This is a genomic window from Spongiimicrobium sp. 3-5, assembly GCF_046557915.1.
GTDB lineage: Bacteria > Bacteroidota > Bacteroidia > Flavobacteriales > Flavobacteriaceae > JBHEBG01.
The window spans coordinates 112,343-135,667 of sequence record NZ_JBHEBG010000002.1; the positions used below are offsets into that span (position 1 = coordinate 112,343).

Genomic DNA, 23,325 nt, shown 5'->3' on the forward strand with positions numbered 1-23,325 from the left:
ACACTTTTCTCTTTTTTCAACATAAATTCTAAGTAATGACACAATCCAATAAACTTACGTTTAAAAAACTTTTTAAATACTTTATTATTTCCGTTACGGGCAAGGAAACGGAATTCACCACTGGTAGCATAAGGAAGGCCATTTTTATGCTCTCCATTCCCATGATATTGGAAATGCTGATGGAGTCTATCTTTGCTTTGGTAGATATTGCCTACGTATCACAGGTAAGCGTTAATGCCGTGGCTACAATCGGTCTTACAGAATCTGTTATAACCCTGGTATATGCCATTGCCATTGGGTTAAGCATGGCCGCAACTGCTGTGGTCGCCAGGCGTATTGGCGAAAAGGACATCAAAGGTGCCCGCGAATCCGCGGTACAGGCCATCTTATTGGGAATAGGGGTCTCCGCTCTGGTAGGAGGCGTTGGTTTTTTCTATGCCAAGGAGATATTGGCCCTTATGGGCGCCGAACCCGACCTTATAGCCGAGGGTTACGGGTATACCCAATTGTTGATAGGTGGTAACATCACCATTTTATTACTGTTTCTTATCAATGCAATTTTTAGAGGGGCAGGTGATGCATCTGTTGCCATGTGGACTTTAGTACTCTCCAATGGTCTAAATATTATTTTAGACCCCATATTCATTTTTGGCTGGGGACCCGTTCCAGAATTCGGGGTAATGGGTGCTGCAATCGCAACCAATATTGGTAGGGGTACAGCGGTGCTGTTTCAGTTGGCCATACTGTTTTTTGGTTGGAGCAGCATTAAAATAGGATTTAAGGATGTTATCATAAGGGCCCAAGTGATGTTTAACTTGATAAAAGTCTCTATGGGAGGTATTGCACAGTTCCTCATAGGTACATCTAGTTGGGTATTTTTAATGCGTATAATGTCGGAGTTTGGTAGCGAAGTACTTGCTGGTTATACCATTGCCATAAGGGTAATGATGTTTACATTGATGCCTTCTTGGGGGATGAGCAACGCTGCAGCTACTTTAGTTGGACAAAATTTGGGTGCCAATCAGCCCGAAAGAGCAGAAATATCGGTATGGAAAACAGGGAAGTACAATGCCTATTTTATGCTATTGGTGTCTTTGGTCTATTTGTTTTTTGCCAAAGAGATCATCGGGTTGTTCAATGATGCCCCCAGTGTTGTGGAAAGTGGAGGGCTATGCCTGCAAATTATAGCGGCTGGCTATATCTTTTATGCCTATGGCATGGTAGTTACCCAAGCTTTTAATGGGGCAGGGGATACCAAAACGCCCACAAAGATCAATTTTGTTGCCTTTTGGTTGTTTCAACTACCTTTTGCCTACTTGGGTGCCATTACGTTTAAACTGGGAGCTATGGGTGTTTTTATGGCCATTACGCTGGCCGAAATTTTGCTTGCGGTGATTGCCATTGTCTGGTTTAAAAAGGGATATTGGAAGAAGGTTCAAGTCTAAGCTAATTTTGTAACTTTGAACATTGCCTTAGCGTAATGGAGCACTATTTTACCATCTAAAAAACTGTTGAATGGATAAAGCTAAAAAGGGACTTAATACGATTTGCACCCACACGGGAAGCTTAAAAGACAAGGAATTTAAAGGTGCTGTTTCACCACTTTACATGAGCAGCTCCTATGCTTTTGAGGATGTGGACAAAAAGCGATATCCACGATATTTCAATACACCCAACCAAGAAGCTCTTGGTAAGAAAATAGCAGCCTTGGAACATGCCGAGGCTGCTTTAATATTTGGAAGTGGTATGGCGGCCATAAGCACTTCTTTGATGGCATTTCTTAAATCTGGGGATCATGTTGTGCTGCAGCGAGAGTTATATGGAGGTACTTCCAATTTAATTTCCGAAGAGTTTGAAAGATTCGGTATTGCCTACACCTTTGCCGAAGGCATGCAAATCAGCGATTTTGAAAAGGAAATTAGACCTAATACCAAGGTAATTTATATAGAAACACCCTCCAATCCCTTGCTGGCCATTACAGATTTGCGTGGCATAGCCCAGATTGCACAAGAACATGGAATTATCTCCATGATCGATAATACTTTTGCCAGCCCTGTAAATCAAAATCCGATCGATTTTGGGATCGATATTGTAATACACAGCGCTACAAAATACATGGGAGGACATTCCGATATTTGTGCCGGGGCCGTGGCTGCTTCAACTGCCTATATAGAGCGGATCTTTGGTTTGGCCAAAAATTTGGGCGGTAGTCTCAGTGATTATACGGTTTGGCTGTTGGAGCGCAGCATAAAGACAATGGGCATAAGGGTAAAAGTGCAAAATGAAAATGCTCAAAAAATGGCAGAATACCTCTACACACATAAAGATGTAAAGGCGGTTTATTACCCTGGCTTACCATCGCATCCTGGGCATAACCTAGCCAAATCCCAAATGAAAGGATTTGGGGGCATGCTTTCTTTTGAACTTATAGAGACCTTGGACGCCTCCAGGTTTCAAAAGACATTACAGCTAATAAAGGCTTCCATGAGTTTGGCCGGGATAGAAAGTACCGTGCTTTCCCCTTCCAAAACCTCTCATGCGCTGTTGAGTGAAGAGGAACGCAAACAGCAAGGAATCAATGACGGATTGATACGCTTTTCACTAGGCATCGAGGAACTCGATGATTTAATTACCGATATAGAACAAGCGCTAGAACAGGTTAGGAATAAGAAGCAAATAGCCAATCTGTAAATACAAAATCAAACTACAGTACATGAAATTAGACATATTAGTTTTTGGGGCCCACCCCGATGACGCGGAATTGGGAGCGGGCGCTACAATAGCGAAGGAGATTGATAATGGCAAGAAAGTAGGAATTATAGATTTAACCCGCGGTGAGCTCGGTACCCGTGGCTCAGCAGTGATAAGAGATAAGGAGGCCACTGCGGCCGCAAAAATCTTAGGGGTTTCCATTCGTGAGAATTTGGAGTTTGCGGATGGGTTTTTTATAAATGATAAAGAACATCAACTAGCCATAATTAAAATGGTACGTAAATACCGCCCAGATATTGTTCTTTGTAATGCTATAGATGACAGGCATATAGATCATGCCAAAGGAAGTAAACTGGTAAGTGACGCTTGTTTTTTAAGCGGGTTGATAAAAATTGATAGTAAAGAGGAAGGCACGGATATCTGGCAAGAACCTTGGCGTCCAAAACAGGTCTATCATTATATACAATGGAAGAACTTGGAACCGCATTTTGTTGTTGACGTTTCTGGGTATATTGAAAAAAAGACCGAGGCTATTATGGCCTATGGGTCGCAATTCTATGATCCGAAAAGTAAAGAGCCAGAGACTCCGATCAGTAGCAAAAACTTTATTGATAGTGTTATTTACAGGGCTAGAGATATGGGCAGATTGGTAGGTGTTGGGTATGCAGAAGGTTTTACAACGGAGAGATCTATTGCCGTAGATCGATTGGATAACTTAATTTAAGCGGTTCTTTCATAGGTTTTCTCCGACTTCGGTAAAGTGAAATAAAAGCAAGATCCTTTTCTTAAGGTACTTTCTACCCAAATGGTTCCGTTGTTTTTCTCAACCATTTCCTTACAAAGGGAAAGGCCCAGGCCAGTTCCTTTTTCATCATTGGTACCATAGGTGGTAATATTGGAATTATTGGCAAAGATTTTCTCTTGCGTAATTTTATCCATTCCTATACCGGTATCCCTAACGGATACTTCCCAATGCTTGCTTTTTTCCGAAGCTTCTATGGTAACCATTCCATTTTCCGGGGTAAATTTAAGTGCATTACTAATAAGGTTCCGTACAACAATATCTATCTGATTGACGTCTGACCAGGTTAGCGTGTTTTCTGCTAATTTACTAACAAGTTTTATGGATTTGTTATCCGCAATTTCCGAAAGGAGGTTAATGTTTTCTAGCACCAAACTCTCCAAAGCCACTACCGAAGGTTTGGTAACCGCACCATTGAGCTGTGTTTGCCCCCAAGAGAGTAAGTTGTTCAATGTAAAGGAAATATGATCTACATCGCCTTTTAGTTTGGGAATGAACTCAAAAAACTCCGTTTTATTCACTTCACCATCTTTAAAGAGTTTAAGCAAACCTTGCAAGGCACCAATAGGGCCCCGCAGATCGTGTCCGATAATAGAAAATAATTTGGTCTTGGTTTCATTGATTGCGCTAAGCTCCTCTTCCCTTTTTTCCAGGGCTTCTTTTTTAGACTGCAGTTCCCTGTTCAGTTTTTTCTGAATTTTCTCACCTCTACGCACTAAAATGGTGATGACAATGAAAACAAGTATCACCGAAAGGGCAAAATAAACATAGTTACGTTGTTTTGCCAGCGCCTTTTGATTTTGGATCATAAGCTCCTCACGCTGTTGATCGTGCCTTACCTTGGTTTTTAACATGGTAAGACTTTTTTTGTTTTCATTTCTAGATAAGGTATCCGAAAGGCGTTGATACAGCTCATGATAATCCAAAGCGGTATCAAAATCCTTACGGTTCTTGTTTATCTTGTAAAGGGTCTTTGCACATTTTTGGGTTCCTTCCACAAATTTTATCTTGGTAGAAATCCTAAAGGCTTCCAAGGCGTACTCTTGTGAAATACTATCTTTTTGAAGACCTAGATATGCTTCTGCCATACCATTGAACAAATCAATTTTACCCCGATCGTCTTGCAGTTCCTTATGGAGCATATCGGCTTGGTTGTACCAGTAAAGGGCCCATTTAAACTTGTTTTCTTTTAGATAGGTCTTTCCTTTTATTTCATAGGCAAAGGCCAACCAATCCATAATCTTATGTTGCTCAAAAATGGTGATGCTCTTGTTTATATTGAACATGGCATAATCTAATTTGCCCATGTCTGCATACAACGATGCCACATTACTCATGGATTCTGCCATGTTTACGGGGTCACCAATATCGTTGTTTATCTTTGTAACTTTCTTATAGAACTCCAAAGCTTGCTCATAGTCCTTTTGCGAAGTATAGAGGTTGGCAATATTTTCGTTCATTATGGAAAGCATCACTTTTTCTTCAAATTTCGTGGCCAAATCAATTCCTTCTAGATAGCCATTGAGTGCTTCGGCATAATTACCCTTATAGGCATGTTCACCTGCAAGATTGTTCTGACTTCTTAGCATTAGACCAGAATTTTTTATTTCACTGGCTAGTGCTAAAGACTTTTCATAATTGTCTATGGCCTTGGTATTTTCTCCTTGGTCCGAATAATAATCGCCCAATCGTAATAATGAGCTGCTTTCTCCGGCTTTATAACCCGTAGATCTGCTGTATTTAAGCGCTTGTTTGCTCAATAGCAATAGGCTATCGGTATTTACAAATCTTATTTCTCTGGAAAGTTCGTTCAGTAGGTCTATATATACGGTGTCTTTAGGACTAAAGTCATGCTTGGCTTGTAAAGCATACAAGTCCCTTTTAATTTTTTCCCTTACATTTTCTTGTGCAATACATAGCTGTGTGCAGCAAAATAGCAGCATTAAAAGGATAGAGTACCTCGAAAACAGTTTTTGCAAGGCCAAAAAGTAGGTCACAAATGGGGACATTTAGTCTTAAATTAATAAGTTTATAAAACTAGTACCTAAACGTAGCTATAGCTAATTTATGTTGTGAAACTCCACTTTTTGTGTGTTTTAACGTTTAAAATGTGTATTTCATCGATGATTTATACTATGAGTTGACTTCTATGCTGTATTGGGAAGGTCTTTTAGGAAAGGTATATGAAGTGTTTTTATGTTGAAATATAAGTCTTTTTATTTGGATAGATTCCGTAAAAAAAATTACCTTTGCCACCGCTTACAAATGGTGGTTGTAGCTCAGTTGGTTAGAGCATTGGTTTGTGGTACCAAGGGTCGCGGGTTCGAATCCCGTCTTCCACCCAAAAAGGCAGCCCCGTCCGAAAGGACGGGGCTTTTTTGTATTTTTATTTTACTCACACAGGAAGGTGTAGCCAAGAAGTTCTTCGTTAGCCCTATTTACTTTGTGGTTTTATCTACAACAACGCGCTGCCCTCTATTGGCAACCTCCCAAGCCGTATGGAAAATTAGACGGGTTCTGTTCTGTAGCAAATCATAATTTATTTTATCGGGAGTATCCGTAGGCCTGTGGTAATCATCGTGGGTTCCGTTAAAGTAAAAAATTATCGGAATGTTGTTTTTGGCAAAATTGTAATGATCACTTCGGTAATAAAAACGGTTTGGATCATATTCATCGTTGTACGTATAATCTAACTCTATATTGGTATATTTGCTATTTACCTCTTCCGAAAGTTTATGCAAATCCATACTCAATTTATCGGACCCAATTAGATAAACATAGTTTCTACCACCGTCTCTTTTGGGATCGATTCTACCGATCATGTCAATGTTTAGGTTGGCCACTGTCTGGGCTAAAGGAAAAATAGGTTCTACATCCGTATAGTATTGAGATCCCAACAATCCTTTTTCTTCCCCGGTAACATGCAGAAAAACAACGGATCTCCGGGGCCCGTTGCCTTCATCCGCAGCTTTTTTAAAAGCTTCCGCTATCTCCAATAAGGCTACCGTGCCCGAACCATCATCGTCTGCACCGTTATTTATTTGCCCACCAGAAGTAACACCTATATGATCTAAATGCGAAGAAATTATTATATACTCATTGGGTTTTTCACTGCCCCTAACAATGGCAACAACATTCTCCGATTCAACATCACGGTTAGAACTTTGCACGTTCAAAGTAAGAGATACCGCTATAGTTTTGGGCTTATTGTCATTTGCAATGCCAGGAAGTAACTTTTCGGCCAAATCATTGTTTATATAAAAACTGAGAAAGCCATCGCCCATTTCGTTTTTTATACCCATACTTCCATTATCGTTGTTCTTCAGGTATCGAAATCTACTTCTGAACCTCTTAAAATTGGCATTATCAAAATAAATTACCCCTTTGGCTCCTTTAGCGGTAGCCAGTTCCATGCGTTTCCCCAAGGATTCCGATACATTGCTCCAGATCGATTTTTTCCCATCCTCGGAAAGTATGTAAGTACCTTCTTTGTCCTGGGGTTCTCCGGCTTTCATTAGAAGAAGTTTTCCGGCTACATCCAACCCCTTATAATCCGAATAATCACCGTCTTCAATACCATAGCCCACATAGACAATATCCGTATAGGCTCCGCTAGCTTCGGTAAAAGAAAGGAAGTCGTCCCCAATGGGATAATCCGTGCCATTGAGGGTAATGGACCCGTACGGCAGTTTACTTATTTCCAAAGGCACTTTTTGAAGATATTCCCCGTTGGCCTTGGCAGCTGAAATGCCCATCTTTTTGTACTGTTCTTCTATATATGCAGCGGCTTTCCTTTGGCCCGGCTCTCCAGTTTCGCGGCCTTCGAACTCGTCCGAAGCATAGGTGTATAAATACTCCTTTAATTCAGCCTCGGTAATGGTTTGGGCGTAAGTAACAGGGGTAATCGTGGCTTCGGCATTCTTTACGGTATCATCAACAGTCTTCTGAGAAGAGTTACATGCCATGGCCAAGCCTACGATCATCAATATTAATTTCTTCATTATCTTATAATTAGTTCCTAGAAAATTCCCCAAAAATAGTGAAAAGAAAACGAATTCTAATTCCATAAACACAAAATGACCTTGGCAATAATGTTATTTTTGCCATGAAAATTAAGCTTGGTATAGAGCCAAAAGAAGTGTATTTTGCAAGCAAGTAATAACACATTTTTGAACTCTTAAATTATTAGGTTTATGAATTTAAATTGGGAAGGCATAATGCCTGCGGTCACTACAAAATTCACCAAAAACGACGAGCTTGATCTTGACATGTTCGAACTCAATATAGAGGCCCAGATACGTGCTGGTGTTCATGGTATCATCCTAGGGGGAACTTTGGGAGAGGCAAGTACGTTGACAGAAGAAGAAAAAAGACAGCTCATAGAGAAGACCGTTACCATTGTAAAGGGAAAAGTACCTGTAATAATGAATATAGCCGAGCAGACCACAAAAGGGGCAAAAGAGGCCGCCGCAAAAGCTGCTGCTTATGGAGCCACGGGCCTAATGATGCTTCCGCCAATGCGCTATAAGGCCAATGATTATGAAACGGTTACTTATTTTAAAGAGGTGGCCAACAGTACCGATTTGCCTATTATGATCTATAATAACCCCGTGGATTATGGCATTGAGGTAACCCTGGATATGTTTGAAGAACTATTGGCATGTGATAATATAGAGGCCGTTAAGGAATCTACCAGGGATATTTCCAATATATCGAGAATAAAGAATAGGTTTGGTAATCGGCTAAGGGTCCTTTGTGGGGTAGATACACTGGCCTTGGAGAGCCTTCTTGTTGGAGGAGACGGTTGGGTAGCTGGCCTTGTATGTGCTTTCCCCGAAGAAACGGTAGCAATTTATGAACTTGCAAAAGCAGGGAGGGTTAAAGAAGCAGTATCCATTTACAGATGGTTTTTGCCTTTGTTGGAATTAGACATAAGCCCTCAATTGGTACAAAATATTAAATTGGCAGAAGTTGCCACAGGTATTGGCACTGAAATGGTTAGGGCGCCAAGGTTACCGCTGATAGGTGAGGAAAGACAACGGGTACTTAAGATCATTGAAGAAGGAATGATAACCAGACCAGTATTGCCAGATTATAAAGCACTTCAGGAATGTTAGAAATAAGGCCCAGTTGCGAAAACTGTAATGAAGAACTACCGTTCAACTCCGAAGAGGCTATGATCTGTACCTTTGAGTGCACGTATTGTAAAAATTGTGTAGAAAATATACTTAGACATGTTTGTCCAAACTGTGGTGGCAATTTTGAGAAGCGGCCCATACGACCCGAAGCACTCTTAAAGAAATATCCGGTTTCTCAAAAGGTGGTACATAAACCGGTAGATGTTGAGGCACATTTAAAAAGAATAGGGTTAAAATGATATCTGGAAAAAATTACATAGGCAACAGGTCTTCGGCCTTAGGTGACGTCACCTTTAAAACCTTCAATCCAGAACTAAATCTGGAGAACGAAGGCGTCTTTACGGAAGCTACCGAAGCAGAGGTAGCTGAGGCGGCACAGTTGGCTTCTAAAGCGTTTAAAACCTACCGTAATCTTACAGGAGCCAGGAGAGCACTATTTTTAGAGGCCATAGCAGATAATATAATGGCTTTGGATGAGAATTTACTGAACCGATATTGCGAGGAAACGGGTTTGCCTCAGGGAAGAGCGGCAGGTGAAAGAGGAAGAACGGTAGGGCAGTTAAGGGCCTTTGCGGAGCTTTTGAAAGATGGTTCTTGGGTAGAGGCCACAATCGATACCGGGGAACCCGAAAGAAAGCCCTTACCTAAACCGGATTTACGTAAAATGTTAGTGCCCCTAGGACCCGTTGCCGTATTTGGAGCCAGCAATTTTCCCTTGGCATATTCCACCGCCGGTGGTGATACGGCTGCGGCTCTGGCCGCCGGATGCCCAGTAATCGTTAAGGGCCATATGATGCATGCAGGGACTGGGGAATTAGTAGCTAAGGCAATTCTTAAAGCAGCAGAAGAAACTGGCATGCCCAACGGCGTCTTTTCCAATTTAAATAGCAAAGGTATCGATGTTGGTGTACAGTTAGTGCAGCATCCAGATATAAAAGCCGTAGGTTTTACGGGGAGTATTATTGGTGGTAGAGCCTTGTACGATCTAGCAAGCCGTCGTAAAGAACCTATTCCCGTTTTTGCGGAAATGGGGAGTGTAAACCCGGTAATCCTATTTCCAAAAGCACTTCAAAACAGGGGAGAGGCCCTTGCAACAACATATGCAAACTCCATTACTCTTGGAACAGGACAGTTTTGTACCAAACCTGGATTGCTATTGGGAATAAAGGACGCATCCCTTCTTAATTTTATTGAACAACTTTCCAATGAAATATTGACCATAGATCCTTCGTGCATGCTACATCCGAATATTGAAGGGAATTATGTTCGGAATAAAGCCAAGGCCCTAGACCAAAACGATATAGTGTTAAAGGCGGATTACAAGGGCAAATTGCCCGAAAACTATGCCCGACAGGCAGTAACAACAGTCGACGGCAAGACATTTATTGAAAACCCAACGTTGCACCAAGAAATTTTTGGGCCATATTGTATTGTTGTCCAATGTAATGATATGGACGAGTTGCAAACAATAGTTGGAGATTTGGAGGGGCAGCTTACCGGTACCGTAATCTCTCATAACGATGAACTTTTCCTTTATCCAGATGTAATAGATGCACTCCAAAACAGGGTAGGACGGATTATCTTTAATGGCGTACCCACAGGTGTAGAGGTGTGCCCGGCAATGCATCATGGAGGGCCATATCCGGCGTCCACGGATAGCCGCTTCACTGCAGTGGGTGTTCATTCTATAAAAAGATGGGTAAGGCCCTTTAGTTTTCAAAATTGGCCCAATGATCGCTTACCACATGAACTGAAAAACGAAAACCCTTTGGATATAACCAGATCAGTAAACGGTAGCTTATCCAAAGTTAAATTGTAAAAGGTGGGAAAAACTACTTTTCATTGTATAGATGGGCATACCTGCGGAAACCCTGTACGACTTGTTACTAAAGGAACTCCAGAATTGGTTGGCAATTCGATGAGCGAAAAACGACAGCACTTTTTAAACAACTATGATTGGATTCGTAAGGGATTAATGTTCGAACCCCGTGGACACGATATGATGAGCGGAAGTATGCTGTTTCCTCCGCACGATCCTAAAAACGATTTTGCCGTTTTGTTTATTGAGACCAGCGGCTGCTTGCCCATGTGCGGGCATGGTACAATTGGCACCGTCACCATGGCCATCGAAGAGGGACTTGTAAAACCAAAGGAACATGGAAAAATACGAATGGAAACACCGGCCGGCCTCGTAGAGATTACCTATGGACAGACTAATGAAAAAGTAGAGTGGGTACGCCTTAACAATGTAAAATCGTACTTGGCCGAGGCAGATTTGGTCATAAAAAGCAGCGAGTTGGGCGAGTTGGTCTTTGATGTTGCCTATGGGGGTAATTTTTATGCCATAATAGATCCCCAAAAGAACTTTTCCGGAATCCAAGATTTCTCGGCCAGTAAGTTAATCCAAATGAGTGGGGAAATACGCGATAGCATTAATTTAAAGTATCCCGACCTATTTGTTCACCCGGAAAACGATACCATTCGCAATGTAAGCCATATCCTTTGGACGGGCGATACCATATCACCTAAGGCCACTGCCCGAAATGCCGTGTTTTACGGAGATAAAGCCATAGACAGATCGCCCTGTGGGACAGGAACTTCGGCCAGAATGGCCCAGTGGAACGCTAAAGGGAAATTAAAAGTAGGAGAGCCTTTTATTCACGAAAGTTATATTGGTTCCACATTTATAGGCAGGGTAGAATCCGAAACTACCTTGGCAAACAAAAATGCCATTGTTCCCAGTGTTCAAGGGTGGGCCAGAAGCTATGGTTACAATACAATTTCTATTGATGACAATGATCCGTATGCGCATGGATTTCAGGTAATATAAAAACATAACCTGGTTCATGAAGTATTTTTTATAGATCGAGATCTACTGATATATATCATTGACATTTTTTTCCCTGACCTTTAACTTTGGTGCCATCAAAATGAAAGAAAAATGTCGGTGGAAACTAAAAAGATCGGTTTGGTGTTATCCGGGGGCGGATACCGGGCTGCTGCACATGCAGGTGCCATAAAAGCCTTGGAGGAACATGCCATCTATCCCGATATGGTCTCTGGAACCAGCGCCGGAGCTTTGGTAGGAGCACTATACGCAGCTGGGTACTCACCACAAGAAATAGTTGCGGTCTTAAAAAAAATTAAGCTTTTCAGTTTTTCGCGTTACGCGCTAGGAAAACCAGGTTTTGTAGATACCGATACGTTTAAGGAGTTCTTGTTGGAATATCTGCCCGACAACGATTTTCAAACCCTCCAAAAAAGATTGTATATAACTGCCACCGATTTGGTGAATGGTACTGCAAAGATATTTACTAAAGGCGATTTAATAAGCGCCATCTTGGCATCATCGGCATTCCCTGGTGTCTTTACCCCTGTTATCATTGACAACACCCTTTATTCAGACGGGGGAATAGTCGATAATTTTCCTGTGGATCCCCTAAAAAATAAATGTGATGAGCTCTATGGGGTATATGTAAGTCCGGTAAAAAAAATGAACATGGAAGAATTTAGGCATTCTTATAATGTTGTGGATAGGGCATTGCATTTGAAGATGCATCGGAACTCGGTGGCCAAATTTCCGATTTGCAATTTGGTAATATACCCGGATAAATTGGGGGATTATGGGCTGTTTAGTCCAAATCACCTGGATGAAATTTTTGAAATAGGATACTCGGCCACCAAAATGGAATTGGAAAAATGGTATGCCGAAATGGCTTTTTTGAAACACTAAGGTAACGTTCAAAACCTATCTAGCCTATTGATTTTGATAGGATTAACTTTTTTGGACCACTGTTTTTTTGTAACTTAAAAAACACTGTCTACAATCAAAAAAGGTATCCCATCTTTTTTTGGATTGATGTTTTAAAGCTAGAGACTCCATGTAGTTGGTATCAGCATCCTTATAGAAATTCTACCTAATCCTATAGACTAGGTCAAAAAAACAACGTAAACTTTAATAGCATGAATCCATTAGTATTGTTCAGTATCATTTTTGGGCTAATTCTAATAGCCGGAATTCGCATAGTTTTTGAATATAAAAGAGCTCTGAAATTCCGTTTTGGAAAATACATAAAAACCTTACAGCCCGGTTTCCGATGGATTATTCCAATTGTAGAAACAATTCAGATCGTAGATATCCGTGTTATAACCATCAATGTAGTTTCCCAGGAAGTAATGACGGAGGATAACGTACCCTGTAGCATTGACGGTGTAGTATTTTTCAGGGTTAGGGATCCGGAGAGGGCCGTATTGGAGGTAGAGGAATATTCCTTTGCCATAACCCAGTTGTCCCAGGCAGCACTAAGGGATGTTTGTGGCAAGGTAGAGTTAGATACCATCTTGTCTAAGCGAGAGGAAATGGGTAAGAATATCAAAACAATTGTGGAACAAGAAACCAAAGAATGGGGTATAGAAATCATTGATGTTAAGATTAAGGATATTCAGCTACCCGAAAACATGCGGCGTATGATGGCCAATCAGGCAGAGGCGGAAAGATCTAGACGGGCAAGGATTATTCTGGCTCTCGCCGAAGAACAGGCCGCTGGCAAACTTCTAGAGGCAGGTAAACTCATAGATCAATCACCATCGGCCATAAAATTACGTCTATACCAAACCCTATCGAACATAGCGGCGGAAAAAAATTCCACCATCCTTTTCCCGTTTCCGGAAGAAGTGTTGCCCCAGAAAACACAGAAAAGTAGCAAGAAGAAAAGGGGCTAAGAAGAATATTATGGAAGGGTGTTATAGTCCAAATGGGTAATTTCTAGATGTAACCAATCAAAATCGCCTTGATCTAACCTCCAGACTACCCTGCTCTTGTGCGGAATTTTAATACCATCGAAGGTTTTATGTCCCAGTGCTTCAATAAACCATTTTTCCAAACGCGCATCTTTTCCAGTTCCATAATAGCGTTCACATTCAAAAGAAACCATTTCACCTTTATCGGTAAACGTAAAGATTCCTGTTACACTTTTATCATTTATGGTGAGCGTTGCCTTGGCCGTGTTTGGGGCAATTTCTTCCCAAATGATGTTTTCGTTAAGTGCTGCTGTGGGAAACCAACTCGTTTCCGCCAGATATCGGAGCATGGAGGCGGAATTTACTTTGGGGTGATTTCTTTCATCGACTACCGTGAAGAATCCCAAGAGCTTAATCAACATTTCTCCTTCTCCATGGATCAACTTGTCTCGCCCTAGTAAATGCACTAATGGCATAGCCTTTACATTCGCCTGCCAAATAAAAGCTGACCGATCTACCCTAAAATGTTGTGTAGCCGTAAAAGGCATCCATTTAGAGTTGGGCTTGGTACGCATTTGCCCTTCTTGCCCAATGCTTACATAAACAATACGCTCCCTTCCTACAAAACCCGAGTTTAAGATCCATTTCCTTACTATTTCTGGTAAATGGGCTATATCTTCATTGGTTATGTGGGGCAAGTTTTTAATATTATCGGTCCGAGACAATACTTCGATCTCCTTTTGCACCATGCCGTTAAAACGGTATGTAGCGTATGACGAAATGGCGACCAAAAAAACGATTAGATTTACAATGGTGCCGTATTTGGCATCTTTCCAATAGTAGATTATCAGAATCTGAGAGAGCATTATAGCAATCATTCCTAGGACGGGCCACCATTGCTGTTTTAGTAGTAAGGCTACAAAAGCGATCACAAACAAAAGACCTGTAAAGAACCAGAAAACGCCTGTGGTTTTGGAGATGGATAGTGTTAATTGGGATACCTCTTGGAGTTTAAACGCTTTAACAAAGCCCATGAAGTGTATTATGCCATGTATTAAAAGGATAAAAACAAAAAGATATTTCATTAGAGTCTTTTTTAGATCAATACCGTTTGTGTATCACGGGTATGCTAAAATGGAATCATTTTATGATACGACCATCCTCCATTTTAATAATTCTGTCGGTTCGTTTTGCAAAATCCTTATCGTGGGTCACTACAAGCAGGGATAATCCCTTTTCTTCTTTCAATTGTTTAAAGATCTGGAATACGTTTTCGGCATTGTAACTGTCCAGATTTCCTGTAGGTTCGTCGCCCATCAGAATCGAAGGGTTATTTATAAGCGCACGGGCAATGGCAACACGTTGCTTTTCACCACCCGATATTCTAGATGCGCGCTTCCTTGCCAAATTTTCAATATTCAGTATTTTAAGATTTTGTATGGCATTATGTTCTATTTCGCCATGCGATTTTTCACCCAGTTTCTTTGCCGGAAGCATCACATTCTCTAGAACACTGAATTCTGATAACAAATAATGAAATTGAAATACAAAACCAATATGTTTGTTTCTAATTCTAGACAGTTCGGTAGAGGGCTTACCACTGACCAATTGTCCGTTTAAATGCAAAAGACCCTCGTAATCCGTATCCATAGTAGAAAGAATGTACAGCAAGGTAGATTTACCAGAACCCGATTTCCCCATAATTGAAGCAAATTCGCCTTGTTTTACTTCAAAGGAAATGTCTTTGAGCACATGGAAGAGCACGGGCTTTTTAAAGTGTTTGTTTATATCTATTGCTTGTAAAACAGACTTCATTTAATTAGATTAAGTTCCTCGGATAATACGTACAGGATCAATATGTTTGGCCTTGTTTGAAGGTAAATACCCTGCTATAAATGTAGAAACAAGGGCAAAGGAAATACCTATAAGGTAATACGTAATGTTGTAGTTGATAGGGTAGGTGGTTATCGTTGGCAGGGCCTCGGTCTCAAAAGCAAGGTTATCTATAAGTGTAGATAGCAAATAACCAATTGCCAACCCCAGTGTACCACCTATTCCGCCAATGATCATGGCCTGACTCATAAAAATCAGTTGCACATCTACCCCGGAAAACCCCGTAGCTTTTAGAATGGCTATATCTTTCATCTTTTCATAGATCAACATATTAAGAATGTTATAGATGCCAAAACCCGCCACAATAAGTAATGTTATGGAGACCGAATATGTAATTAGGTTACGGATGTTTGAACCTGTTTCAAATTGGGCGTTGGCCTCATTAATATCGGTTGCCTTAAGATCAAATTGCCGCTCTAATTGGTTAGACATAGGTTCTGCCAAGGCAATATCATACAGCTTAACATTGATATCGGTTACGTAGTTTTCTGGCTCACCCAAAATACGCTGCACCGTTTTTAAGTTGGCATAACTCTGTACATTGTCAATTTCAGCAATTCCACTTTGATATATACCTACTATTTTCAGTGGAAAAATAGCTCCTTTGGTAGTACTTACCTGTACACGATCTCCTGGTGACAAAGACATTTTGTCCGCTACCCCTGCGCCCAGGAGAATACCATTCTCATTATTTTTTAATGCAGCCGGACTCCCTTGAATAATGTAAGATTGCATATTGGAAAGACGTACTTCTTCCATAATGTCTATGCCCGCTAAATTTCCCCCTAACTCTATGGATCCGGATAAATAAAATATTTGCGCCCTTAATTGAGGCGTAGCACCCTTTACTTTTTTATCTGCCTTAAGGTGGTTAAGAATTGGAATGGCGTTATGAATTTTTTTTTGACCTTGTTTCGGTTTTATGGAGTGCACAATATTGAGGGCACCCTTAAAATCGTCATACCTAGAAATGGGCTGTTCCTTAGAAGGTTCAATTTCGTTATAGATATGAATGTGGGGTGTTTGGTTTAGTACGAGATCGTCCAACATTTGGTTCAATCCGGTCATAAAGCTTACCAGGGTAATATAAGCTCCAATGCCAAAAGTTACCCCAAGGGCTGCAGTTATGGTAGACTTCATTTTAGTAATTAAATGGGTCTTTGCAATATTGAGTATAACTTTCCAATTGATCATTCCTTCGGCTTTTGGATGTAAGTATCCGGGTCTAAACCAGAAATTATTTCAACCACATCCATATTGCTCAAGCCCGTAACTACCTCTACGATGCCCTTGTCCGTGAGTACCTTATTTTTATCAATAAGATATTCGTTAGGGATGGTAAGGGCATTATTTTTTTTGGCAACAATGATATTGCCCTCTCCGGCAAGACCGGGATAAAGCATATCTGGAGCCTTATCAAAAAGGGCCTCAACTTTAAAGGTTTGCGACCTTTCGTCCTTGGAAGGGTATATTTTGCTTAGCGTTGCCTCAAAAAGATCGGATTTGTATGCATCTAAAGTAATAATTGCCTTCTGACCAATTCTCAATTTTACGATGTCTACTTCGTCTACAAGCAATTCTATTACAAAGGAGTTGGTAGATCCTACCGAAGCCAATGGTTCTAGGGTATTTACAATTTCACCTGTGTTTTTATATAGATCGTAAACCGTGCCGTTTATTTTACTTTCTACGCTATAGTCCTTGGTGGTGATTAATGAGGTCTTGTAATTGTTTTCGGCCTGTTTTAGGGTAGTCTCCAATTCGTTTTTGGTTCGTTGGTATTTGTTCTTAAGTAGAATACTGTTGTTTTGGGAAAGTTCATAGGCAAGTTTTCGGTTGTCATATTCTACTTTGGATCCGATTTGCTGGTCCCAAAGGTTTTTTTGCCGGTAATAGTTTACGGAGTCGTTTTGCAACTGCAATTTAGCCGTACTGAGCTGTTCTTTTAATTCGCTAAGAAGCGTTGCCTTACCGCTATAATTTTCTTTGGCCAATTGCAATTGTAGTTTCGCATTTTCGGTGTTCAACTTTGGCGTGGCGTTCACAATTTGAATGATTGGGTCGTGTCGCCTAACCGTATCGCCTTCCTCTACCAAGTTTTTCTCCAATATTCCTGCAACTATAGCATAAACTTTGTAAAGGCTGTCTGGCTGCACGGTAACAGAGGAATAAACAGATTCTGTGATTTTGGTTTTTGTAGGAAGTATTCGTTCTTCATTGGTATTACAAGAGCCTAACAATAGGGCAACAATAATAGAAAGCGCTATAAATTTAAGTGCTTTTATATAGACCATAATCCGAAACCATTTATAATATTCCAATAGGGCAAAGCCGATAGCTAAGCATATGGTAATATGGATGCTATCTTTTAAAATCAAGATTTCCTTGGACCACAAAAAAATCGGAAGAAACACAAACTTTTACAGTTGTAGCGTACGTATTTTCCAACCGTTTTCCTTAGTGCGCAAGGCAATTAGATTATCGGCGAGCAATTTGGCGCCCAGCTTTGGAAGTTGGTATCTTCTCTTGGTCATCTGAATGTTGTATCGTCTATCAAAAAACTCTACGATTTCTCCAGAAAGATCCATAAGGACATCATGAAACTTATAATCATATATTTTGAGGTTGAACTCATTGTTCCCTCTAAACACCTTGTCAAATACCACTCCGGTAGTATAGCCATTGTTAAAATTGGACACGTTTAAGAATTGATAATCTATTACCAGATTCCCCTTGGTATCTATAAATCCATAAATAGGGATTTCATCCACCATCTTTTTTACGATACATCTTCCTTCCTTAAAAACTGGATATCCTGTTCCGGTAATATCCCTCGAAGATTTGTTTGGGGCGGTGTTCCAGTGTAGATCGTCCCTAAAGTCAATGACCAAAACCCCATCGGTGTTTATAAAACCCCATTGCTTACCTTTTCTTACGGCCGCTATACCGTCGTTAAAAGGAGCTATCTCATCAATATTATCGAGGGATTGGGAAAAAACCAATACGGGTACCATTAAAAAAAGTACAAAATGGAAATATGCGTTTTTCATGACCAGTTTTTTAAAATTAATGCGAAGATAGGTTTCCCAAGAATCGGGAAAAATGACATTGGTCATTTTTACTTCTGTTACGGCGCACTACATTTGGCCGACCCATAAAACATCAAAATTTTGAAAAAGAAAAGAATTTTAGTGCCCGTAGATTTTTCCCAACATTCAGAATATGCCTTGGAAGTGGCGGCTGCATTGGCAAAAAAAAAGGATTCGGAAATTATAGTTCTTCATATGTTGGGCCTTTCAGAAGCTATGTTCACTAAAGATGAAGCCCAGGAATTTATGGAGGCTACTTATTTTATGCGGTTAGCGAAAAAAAGATTCGGAACATTTCTGGATAAACCATATTTAGATGGAATAGTGGTAAAGGAAATGATCCAGAACTATAAAGTGTTCGGAGAAATTAACCAAGTGGCCCAAGAGCAGGATGCCTATTTAATAGTTATGGGCTCGCATGGAACTGCTGGGTTGAGTGAGATTTTTGTTGGCTCAAATACAGAGAAAGTAGTACGTACTTCTGAGGTGCCCGTTTTAGTGGTAAAGGAGAGGAAGCCAAATTTTGAGATCAAAAAAATGGTATTTGCAAGTGATTTTAAGAACAAAGGCCTGTTAACGTTTAGGGAAGCCAAACGTTTTGCAGATTATTTTGGGGCAGAATTTCACCCTATTTTTATCAACTTGCCCGGAGATAACTATTTAAGCACTAAAGACGCTGACCATAGGATAAATGGTTTTTTAGAGAAATTAGGATTAAAGATGCCCGTTAATATATATAATGATTACAGTGTGGAGAAAGGCGTATTAAACTATGGTCAGGAGATTAACGCGGATGTGGTTGGTGTAGCCACCCACGGAAGAAAGGGGTTGGCACATTTTTTTATGGGCAGCATTGCTGAGGATATGGCCAACCATTCCAATACGCCTGTGATTACTTTTAAGATATGATTCCTATACCTGATCTAAAAGCAGTTTAAGTTTGGCCAATATAACCAGTTCGGACTTATTGGTCCCCGCAAAAGACCGTGCAATTGCATTAGCGGTAGCCATAATTAAATCTTTGATCTCTGGGGTAAAATGCGAGGGATGCTCCTTAAAGAAAACCTTAAATTCATTGAAACAGTTATGGCCGTCTTTTTCGTATTCTAACAACCAATCGAACACAACCTCTATCTGAAATGCAGCATCCTCACCGTATTCGTCCTCAATATCATCAACATCAAGCCAATGCTTGCGTACCATTTCCTTTAATTTTTCCAACTCTTTTAGATGTATGGTCCTATCCGCAATGGCAACGGCATAGAATAGTTTCCCTAAATATTGATAAAGTTCGTTTCCTACTTTTTCCGAATTCAACATATTATTACAGCATTATGAAGAGGACAAATTTAGGCCGCATATCCAATATTTTTTATGATAAAAATCAGTTATATGCTTTAACTTTGGGGTGTGAAGGTTTTTAAGAAGAATAGCAATATTTTCAATCTACTATCCGAAGGTGTTTCGGAGGGAATTGTGGTAGTCAATAGCAAGCAACTTATAGTGGCCAACAATTCTTCAACAGAGGAAATATTTGGGTATGAAAAGGACGAACTTGTAGGTAAACCTCTTAACATTTTAGTCCCTCAAACCTATCATGCCTCACATCACGGACACTTCGAAAATTTTTTTGAGAACAGTGGTAAGCGACAAATGGCGGCGGGTAAGGAACTCTACGGTCTAAGAAAATCCGGGGAAGAATTTCCTTTGGAAGTAGGTCTTAATCCTTTTGAGTTGTATGGAAATAAATATGTGATGGCTTTAATCATGGACATTTCTTCTCGAAAAGAACAAGAGCTTAAGATAACCGAGCTAAATACCAAACTAGAGGAAAAGATAGAAAAAAGAACATCCGAGCTAAATACAACCATCGGTAAGCTTACGGAAGAAGTGAAACTGAGGGAGGAAGCAGAAAAATCCGCCAAGGAGGCACTTAAAAAAGAGCGCGAGCTCAACGATCTAAAAACCAAGTTTTTGTCCATGGTATCCCATGAATTTAAAACTCCCCTTAGTAGCATTCTTACCTCTACGGTCCTCCTGTCCAAATACTCCTCCACAGAACAGCAAGACAAACGAGAAAAACACATAAACACTATTAAGAACAAGGTAAAATACCTAGACAATATTCTAAATGATTTTCTATCGGTAGAACGGTTGGAATCTGGAAAGGTAAACTATAAGTTTTCCCGTTTTCCCCTTAGCAAATTGGTGAATGAGGTAGTATACAGTGCCAATATGTTACTAAAGACCGGACAGCAGATTTTATATCCACGAAATATTGATGAGGTTACCATAGAGTTCGATGAGAAAATCCTGGAATTAATCTTATCCAACTTAGTGCACAATGCCATAAAATATTCCCCAGAAAATACCGAAATCGATATTAAGATAGCCGTACGAAAAAAAGTACTTTATATCCAAGTTATAGATCAGGGTATTGGTATTCCGGAAGAAGAACAAAAATATGTGTTCAATAGATATTTTAGGGCAGAAAATGCCCTTTTGGTACAAGGTACGGGTATTGGTCTAAATATAGTTAAGGCCCACCTAGAAAATTTGGGTGGTACCATTAATTTTAAGAGTAAAGAAAATGTTGGGACTACTTTTTCCATACAAGTACCTTTTCTAAACAAACCTGTAGCACTATGAAATCGGTATTATTGATAGAGGACGATATGGCTTTGCGCGAAAACACCCAGGAACTTATGGAGCTTGCCGGTTACAAGGTGCTTACCGCCGCAAATGGACAAATAGGAATAGATTTGGCCTTGGCCAATAAACCCGATGTAATAATTTGTGATATAATGATGCCGGAAGTTGATGGTTATGGGGTGTTGCGAGAGCTTTCCAAAAATGAAGACACCAGATCCATACCGTTCATCTTTTTGTCGGCGAAAACAGAACATAAGGAAGTGCGCAAAGGGATGGATCTTGGCGCTGATGATTATCTTACCAAACCCTTTGATGAAGAAGATTTAATAAGCGCTATAGAAAGTAGGCTGGCGAAGGCCAAGTTAATTGCCACATTAAACCCACAGGCTCAGCTTGAAATTTCGGAAAAATGTGAGCTTAGGAACCTAAATGAGCTTAAAAATTTCTTTGATGATAATGGTACCCTCTTTAAATTTAAAAATGGTGATGCAGTCTATCAAGAGGGAGCTAACTCCAACAAAGTATATTTAATTTTAAAGGGAGTTGCAAAATGTCATAAAATAGATGAAGAAGGAAAAGAATTGATTACTTCCTTACACAGGGCCGATGATTTTTTAGGTTTTTCCTCTTTTGTGGAAAATATCCCTTATCAGGAAACTGCCACGGCAGTGGAAGATCTGGAAATGGCCGGTATTTCCAAGGACGAACTCAAATCAATTTTAGAACAAAACCATGCCGTTGCCCTGGAACTAATTGGATTGCTATCTGAGAATCTCGCTGAAATAAAAGAGCAGTTATTGCAAATGGCTTACGGTTCGGTACGCAAAAAGACAGCACAGACACTTATACAATTCGCGGATATCATGAACAATGATAAAGAAGGCCCAATAAGAATTTCTAGGAATGATCTGGCCAGTGTAGCCGGTATAGCCACGGAAAGCCTTATCCGTACGCTTTCCAACTTCAAGAAACAGGGACTTATTGCTATTGAAGAAAGAAATATTAGGATTTTGGACCTGAAAACGTTGCGCAGCCTACATTAATAGACCAAGTGCGACATTTGTGGTTCTTTTTGTCTAGAAACATAGCGAATCTGGCTATGAGAAGCCCAGTTTGGTAAATCCATGCCTCCGTAGCCATTCTCCATTGGATATCCAATACTGCGTAATTCGCGCTTTACTTTTTCAAAGGCCATTGGGGATTGGTAAGCAAAGGAGATTATTTTGCCCTGAACATCAACTTCCAAAACCCTAACATCAAGGATTCTACTCAGATTACGCAAAATTTTACGTTTGCACGCGTCCGATTTAAGACTCGGGATGTTCATTGTTGCCTTCATTAAAAATACTTGAGTTATGGAATTAGTTTTCCAGAAATAAAATTAGGACAAAGTGATGATGGAGAAAATGACAATTATCATTTTGAGACAAACTTCATACCTATAATTTTATAAACTGATTAAACTAAGGTGATGATGCGGTTAAAATTGAAAGTCAAAACAATAAGACTCATAGGCCTGTTATCAATAGCTTTAATAATTCAATCGTGTACAATGGTGAAGATTGCGGTAAGTGAAAAAAGAAATACAAGGCTTCAACAATTTCAGTTGAACGAACAAACAATGGTTACCACGTGGGGAACCATAAAGGTTAATAAATCACATTTTTTCCCATCGAGCTTTCAGATTAGAACCCCAAAGCATACAGTTTATATCGATCCTGTGGAAATAAGTGACGGGGATAAGGCCGATTATATCTTTATAACGCATGCACATCCCGATCATTTAAACCTAGAGACGATTGCTCAACTCTACAAATCGGGAACCACTATCGTATGTCCTAAAGGAGTACTGAAAAAACTAAAAAAGCAAGGATATTTACCAAGGCTTATAAGACCCGGAGAGACTATGGTGCTCGGGGATATTGTATGCAGGGCGGTTGGGGCATACAATGTTAAGAACGTGTTCCTTTGGATAAAGGCACACCCCAAATCCAAGCAGAATGTGGGGTATGTACTTACTCTGGAAGGGGGCGAACGTATTTATCATGCAGGAGACACGGATTATATACCGGAAATGGATGGGTTAAAAGACATTGACCTTGCCATGATACCCATTGGCGGGGATAACCTTACCATGAATATGGCCGAGGCCACCAAAGTGATAAATACAACAAAACCCAAGGTGGTGATTCCTATGCACTATGAATTTAAGGATAGGCCAAGCCAGAGTAGCTTAGAAAATCAACTAAATGAAGATATTGAGGTAAGGCTAATGCATTAGCCTTCAATTTTAACCATA

At 40.2% G+C, this 23,325-nt stretch carries 22 protein-coding genes and 1 tRNA gene; 14 read left to right on the top strand and 9 right to left on the bottom strand.

Going from position 1 to position 23,325, the window contains the following annotated elements; translation table 11 throughout:
* The first annotated feature begins 35 nt into the window (after positions 1–35).
* From ACEQ81_RS08675 to bshB1, 3 genes are all read left to right on the top strand, one after another.
* Entirely contained in the window at positions 36–1,445 is a 1,410-nt protein-coding gene (locus ACEQ81_RS08675) for an MATE family efflux transporter (protein WP_411030486.1), read from the top strand.
* A 70-nt stretch (positions 1,446–1,515) separates the two neighbouring features.
* Complete coding sequence (locus ACEQ81_RS08680; protein ID WP_411030487.1) at positions 1,516–2,691, top strand: trans-sulfuration enzyme family protein; 1,176 nt, start codon at positions 1,516–1,518, stop codon at positions 2,689–2,691.
* Between the two features lie 22 nt (positions 2,692–2,713).
* Positions 2,714–3,436: a bacillithiol biosynthesis deacetylase BshB1 gene (bshB1, locus tag ACEQ81_RS08685; protein ID WP_411030488.1), complete on the top strand. Its 723-nt coding sequence runs from the start codon at positions 2,714–2,716 to the stop codon at positions 3,434–3,436.
* Here the strand turns inward: bshB1 and ACEQ81_RS08690 are convergent.
* Complete coding sequence (locus tag ACEQ81_RS08690; RefSeq protein WP_411030489.1) at positions 3,433–5,523, bottom strand: ATP-binding protein; 2,091 nt, start codon at positions 5,521–5,523, stop codon at positions 3,433–3,435. The two genes, bshB1 and ACEQ81_RS08690, sit on opposite strands and share 4 nt — an antisense overlap.
* Positions 5,524–5,781: 258 nt before the next feature.
* Between ACEQ81_RS08690 and ACEQ81_RS08695 the strand changes: the two genes are divergently transcribed.
* Positions 5,782–5,857 (top strand) — tRNA-His (locus ACEQ81_RS08695).
* Positions 5,858–5,952: 95 nt separating this feature from the next.
* Here ACEQ81_RS08695 and ACEQ81_RS08700 read toward each other — a convergent pair.
* Entirely contained in the window at positions 5,953–7,515 is a 1,563-nt protein-coding gene (locus tag ACEQ81_RS08700) for a M28 family peptidase (protein WP_411030490.1), read from the bottom strand.
* 192 nt (positions 7,516–7,707) lie between these two features.
* Between ACEQ81_RS08700 and ACEQ81_RS08705 the strand changes: the two genes are divergently transcribed.
* The 6 genes from ACEQ81_RS08705 (at position 7,708) to ACEQ81_RS08730 (ending at position 13,374) form a co-directional block, all read left to right on the top strand.
* On the top strand, positions 7,708–8,631 hold the full coding sequence (locus tag ACEQ81_RS08705; protein ID WP_411030491.1) for a dihydrodipicolinate synthase family protein: 924 nt from the start codon (positions 7,708–7,710) through the stop codon (positions 8,629–8,631).
* The gene (locus tag ACEQ81_RS08710) at positions 8,625–8,891 is read left to right on the top strand and encodes a DUF1272 domain-containing protein (RefSeq protein WP_411030492.1); all 267 of its coding nucleotides are present in this window, start codon (positions 8,625–8,627) and stop codon (positions 8,889–8,891) included. The genes ACEQ81_RS08705 and ACEQ81_RS08710 overlap by 7 nt, the downstream gene beginning before the upstream one ends.
* Positions 8,888–10,471, top strand: a complete 1,584-nt coding sequence (locus ACEQ81_RS08715) for an aldehyde dehydrogenase (NADP(+)) (RefSeq protein ID WP_411030493.1) — start codon at positions 8,888–8,890, stop codon at positions 10,469–10,471. The genes ACEQ81_RS08710 and ACEQ81_RS08715 overlap by 4 nt, the downstream gene beginning before the upstream one ends.
* 3 nt (positions 10,472–10,474) lie before the next feature.
* Positions 10,475–11,482, top strand: a complete 1,008-nt coding sequence (locus ACEQ81_RS08720) for a 4-hydroxyproline epimerase (protein ID WP_411030494.1) — start codon at positions 10,475–10,477, stop codon at positions 11,480–11,482.
* A 111-nt stretch (positions 11,483–11,593) separates the two neighbouring features.
* Positions 11,594–12,385: a patatin-like phospholipase family protein gene (locus ACEQ81_RS08725; RefSeq protein ID WP_411030495.1), complete on the top strand. Its 792-nt coding sequence runs from the start codon at positions 11,594–11,596 to the stop codon at positions 12,383–12,385.
* 230 nt (positions 12,386–12,615) lie between these two features.
* Positions 12,616–13,374: a slipin family protein gene (locus ACEQ81_RS08730; RefSeq protein ID WP_411030496.1), complete on the top strand. Its 759-nt coding sequence runs from the start codon at positions 12,616–12,618 to the stop codon at positions 13,372–13,374.
* An 8-nt stretch (positions 13,375–13,382) separates the two neighbouring features.
* Here ACEQ81_RS08730 and ACEQ81_RS08735 read toward each other — a convergent pair whose 3' ends face one another.
* The 5 genes from ACEQ81_RS08735 to ACEQ81_RS08755 form a co-directional block, all read right to left on the bottom strand.
* Entirely contained in the window at positions 13,383–14,477 is a 1,095-nt protein-coding gene (locus ACEQ81_RS08735) for a DUF6544 family protein (protein ID WP_411030497.1), read from the bottom strand.
* A 55-nt stretch (positions 14,478–14,532) separates the two neighbouring features.
* The gene (locus ACEQ81_RS08740; protein WP_411030498.1) at positions 14,533–15,207 is read right to left on the bottom strand and encodes an ABC transporter ATP-binding protein; all 675 of its coding nucleotides are present in this window, start codon (positions 15,205–15,207) and stop codon (positions 14,533–14,535) included.
* Between the two features lie 9 nt (positions 15,208–15,216).
* Positions 15,217–16,479 (bottom strand): ABC transporter permease, encoded by a 1,263-nt coding sequence (locus ACEQ81_RS08745; RefSeq protein WP_411030499.1) that lies wholly within the window; start codon positions 16,477–16,479, stop codon positions 15,217–15,219.
* Positions 16,476–17,579, bottom strand: coding sequence for an efflux RND transporter periplasmic adaptor subunit (locus ACEQ81_RS08750; protein WP_411030500.1), 1,104 nt, complete (start codon positions 17,577–17,579; stop codon positions 16,476–16,478). The genes ACEQ81_RS08745 and ACEQ81_RS08750 overlap by 4 nt, the downstream gene beginning before the upstream one ends.
* A 126-nt stretch (positions 17,580–17,705) precedes the next feature.
* Positions 17,706–18,335: a WG repeat-containing protein gene (locus ACEQ81_RS08755; protein ID WP_411030501.1), complete on the bottom strand. Its 630-nt coding sequence runs from the start codon at positions 18,333–18,335 to the stop codon at positions 17,706–17,708.
* Positions 18,336–18,455: 120 nt separating this feature from the next.
* Here ACEQ81_RS08755 and ACEQ81_RS08760 point away from each other — a divergent pair, with 120 nt between their 5' ends.
* Positions 18,456–19,283 carry a universal stress protein gene (locus ACEQ81_RS08760; RefSeq protein WP_411030502.1) on the top strand — a complete coding sequence of 276 codons (828 nt, stop codon included), beginning with the start codon at positions 18,456–18,458 and terminating at the stop codon, positions 19,281–19,283.
* A gap of 3 nt (positions 19,284–19,286) precedes the next feature.
* Here ACEQ81_RS08760 and ACEQ81_RS08765 read toward each other — a convergent pair whose 3' ends face one another.
* Positions 19,287–19,694 carry a hypothetical protein gene (locus ACEQ81_RS08765; RefSeq protein WP_411030503.1) on the bottom strand — a complete coding sequence of 136 codons (408 nt, stop codon included), beginning with the start codon at positions 19,692–19,694 and terminating at the stop codon, positions 19,287–19,289.
* 90 nt (positions 19,695–19,784) lie between these two features.
* Between ACEQ81_RS08765 and ACEQ81_RS08770 the strand changes: the two genes are divergently transcribed.
* Together ACEQ81_RS08770 and ACEQ81_RS08775 are read left to right on the top strand one after the other, a co-directional pair.
* Positions 19,785–21,023, top strand: a complete 1,239-nt coding sequence (locus ACEQ81_RS08770; RefSeq protein WP_411030504.1) for an ATP-binding protein — start codon at positions 19,785–19,787, stop codon at positions 21,021–21,023.
* Entirely contained in the window at positions 21,020–22,069 is a 1,050-nt protein-coding gene (locus tag ACEQ81_RS08775; RefSeq protein WP_411030505.1) for a response regulator, read from the top strand. Before ACEQ81_RS08770 ends, ACEQ81_RS08775 begins: the two co-directional genes overlap by 4 nt.
* Here the strand turns inward: ACEQ81_RS08775 and ACEQ81_RS08780 are convergent.
* Positions 22,066–22,365 (bottom strand): hypothetical protein, encoded by a 300-nt coding sequence (locus ACEQ81_RS08780; protein WP_411030506.1) that lies wholly within the window; start codon positions 22,363–22,365, stop codon positions 22,066–22,068. The genes ACEQ81_RS08775 and ACEQ81_RS08780 overlap by 4 nt on opposite strands.
* Positions 22,366–22,578: 213 nt before the next feature.
* Here ACEQ81_RS08780 and ACEQ81_RS08785 point away from each other — a divergent pair, with 213 nt between their 5' ends.
* Positions 22,579–23,307, top strand: a complete 729-nt coding sequence (locus ACEQ81_RS08785; protein WP_411030507.1) for an MBL fold metallo-hydrolase — start codon at positions 22,579–22,581, stop codon at positions 23,305–23,307.
* Positions 23,308–23,325 lie beyond the last annotated feature (18 nt).

What these genes read in the sequence shown, in the direction of transcription:
- ACEQ81_RS08715 (WP_411030493.1), top strand. Translation starts at nt 8,888, where the DNA reads ATGATATCTGGAAAAAATTACATAGGCAACAGGTCTTCGGCCTTAGGT.
- ACEQ81_RS08725 (WP_411030495.1), top strand. Translation starts at nt 11,594, where the DNA reads ATGTCGGTGGAAACTAAAAAGATCGGTTTGGTGTTATCCGGGGGCGGA.
- ACEQ81_RS08750 (WP_411030500.1), bottom strand. Translation starts at nt 17,579, where the DNA reads ATGGTCTATATAAAAGCACTTAAATTTATAGCGCTTTCTATTATTGTT.
- ACEQ81_RS08705 (WP_411030491.1), top strand. Translation starts at nt 7,708, where the DNA reads ATGAATTTAAATTGGGAAGGCATAATGCCTGCGGTCACTACAAAATTC.
- ACEQ81_RS08700 (WP_411030490.1), bottom strand. Translation starts at nt 7,515, where the DNA reads ATGAAGAAATTAATATTGATGATCGTAGGCTTGGCCATGGCATGTAAC.
- ACEQ81_RS08765 (WP_411030503.1), bottom strand. Translation starts at nt 19,694, where the DNA reads ATGTTGAATTCGGAAAAAGTAGGAAACGAACTTTATCAATATTTAGGG.
- ACEQ81_RS08745 (WP_411030499.1), bottom strand. Translation starts at nt 16,479, where the DNA reads ATGATCAATTGGAAAGTTATACTCAATATTGCAAAGACCCATTTAATT.
- ACEQ81_RS08730 (WP_411030496.1), top strand. Translation starts at nt 12,616, where the DNA reads ATGAATCCATTAGTATTGTTCAGTATCATTTTTGGGCTAATTCTAATA.
- ACEQ81_RS08740 (WP_411030498.1), bottom strand. Translation starts at nt 15,207, where the DNA reads ATGAAGTCTGTTTTACAAGCAATAGATATAAACAAACACTTTAAAAAG.
- ACEQ81_RS08735 (WP_411030497.1), bottom strand. Translation starts at nt 14,477, where the DNA reads ATGAAATATCTTTTTGTTTTTATCCTTTTAATACATGGCATAATACAC.
- ACEQ81_RS08755 (WP_411030501.1), bottom strand. Translation starts at nt 18,335, where the DNA reads ATGAAAAACGCATATTTCCATTTTGTACTTTTTTTAATGGTACCCGTA.
- bshB1 (WP_411030488.1), top strand. Translation starts at nt 2,714, where the DNA reads ATGAAATTAGACATATTAGTTTTTGGGGCCCACCCCGATGACGCGGAA.
- ACEQ81_RS08710 (WP_411030492.1), top strand. Translation starts at nt 8,625, where the DNA reads ATGTTAGAAATAAGGCCCAGTTGCGAAAACTGTAATGAAGAACTACCG.
- ACEQ81_RS08780 (WP_411030506.1), bottom strand. Translation starts at nt 22,365, where the DNA reads ATGAAGGCAACAATGAACATCCCGAGTCTTAAATCGGACGCGTGCAAA.
- ACEQ81_RS08690 (WP_411030489.1), bottom strand. Translation starts at nt 5,523, where the DNA reads ATGTCCCCATTTGTGACCTACTTTTTGGCCTTGCAAAAACTGTTTTCG.
- ACEQ81_RS08785 (WP_411030507.1), top strand. Translation starts at nt 22,579, where the DNA reads ATGGTGAAGATTGCGGTAAGTGAAAAAAGAAATACAAGGCTTCAACAA.
- ACEQ81_RS08775 (WP_411030505.1), top strand. Translation starts at nt 21,020, where the DNA reads ATGAAATCGGTATTATTGATAGAGGACGATATGGCTTTGCGCGAAAAC.
- ACEQ81_RS08680 (WP_411030487.1), top strand. Translation starts at nt 1,516, where the DNA reads ATGGATAAAGCTAAAAAGGGACTTAATACGATTTGCACCCACACGGGA.
- ACEQ81_RS08675 (WP_411030486.1), top strand. Translation starts at nt 36, where the DNA reads ATGACACAATCCAATAAACTTACGTTTAAAAAACTTTTTAAATACTTT.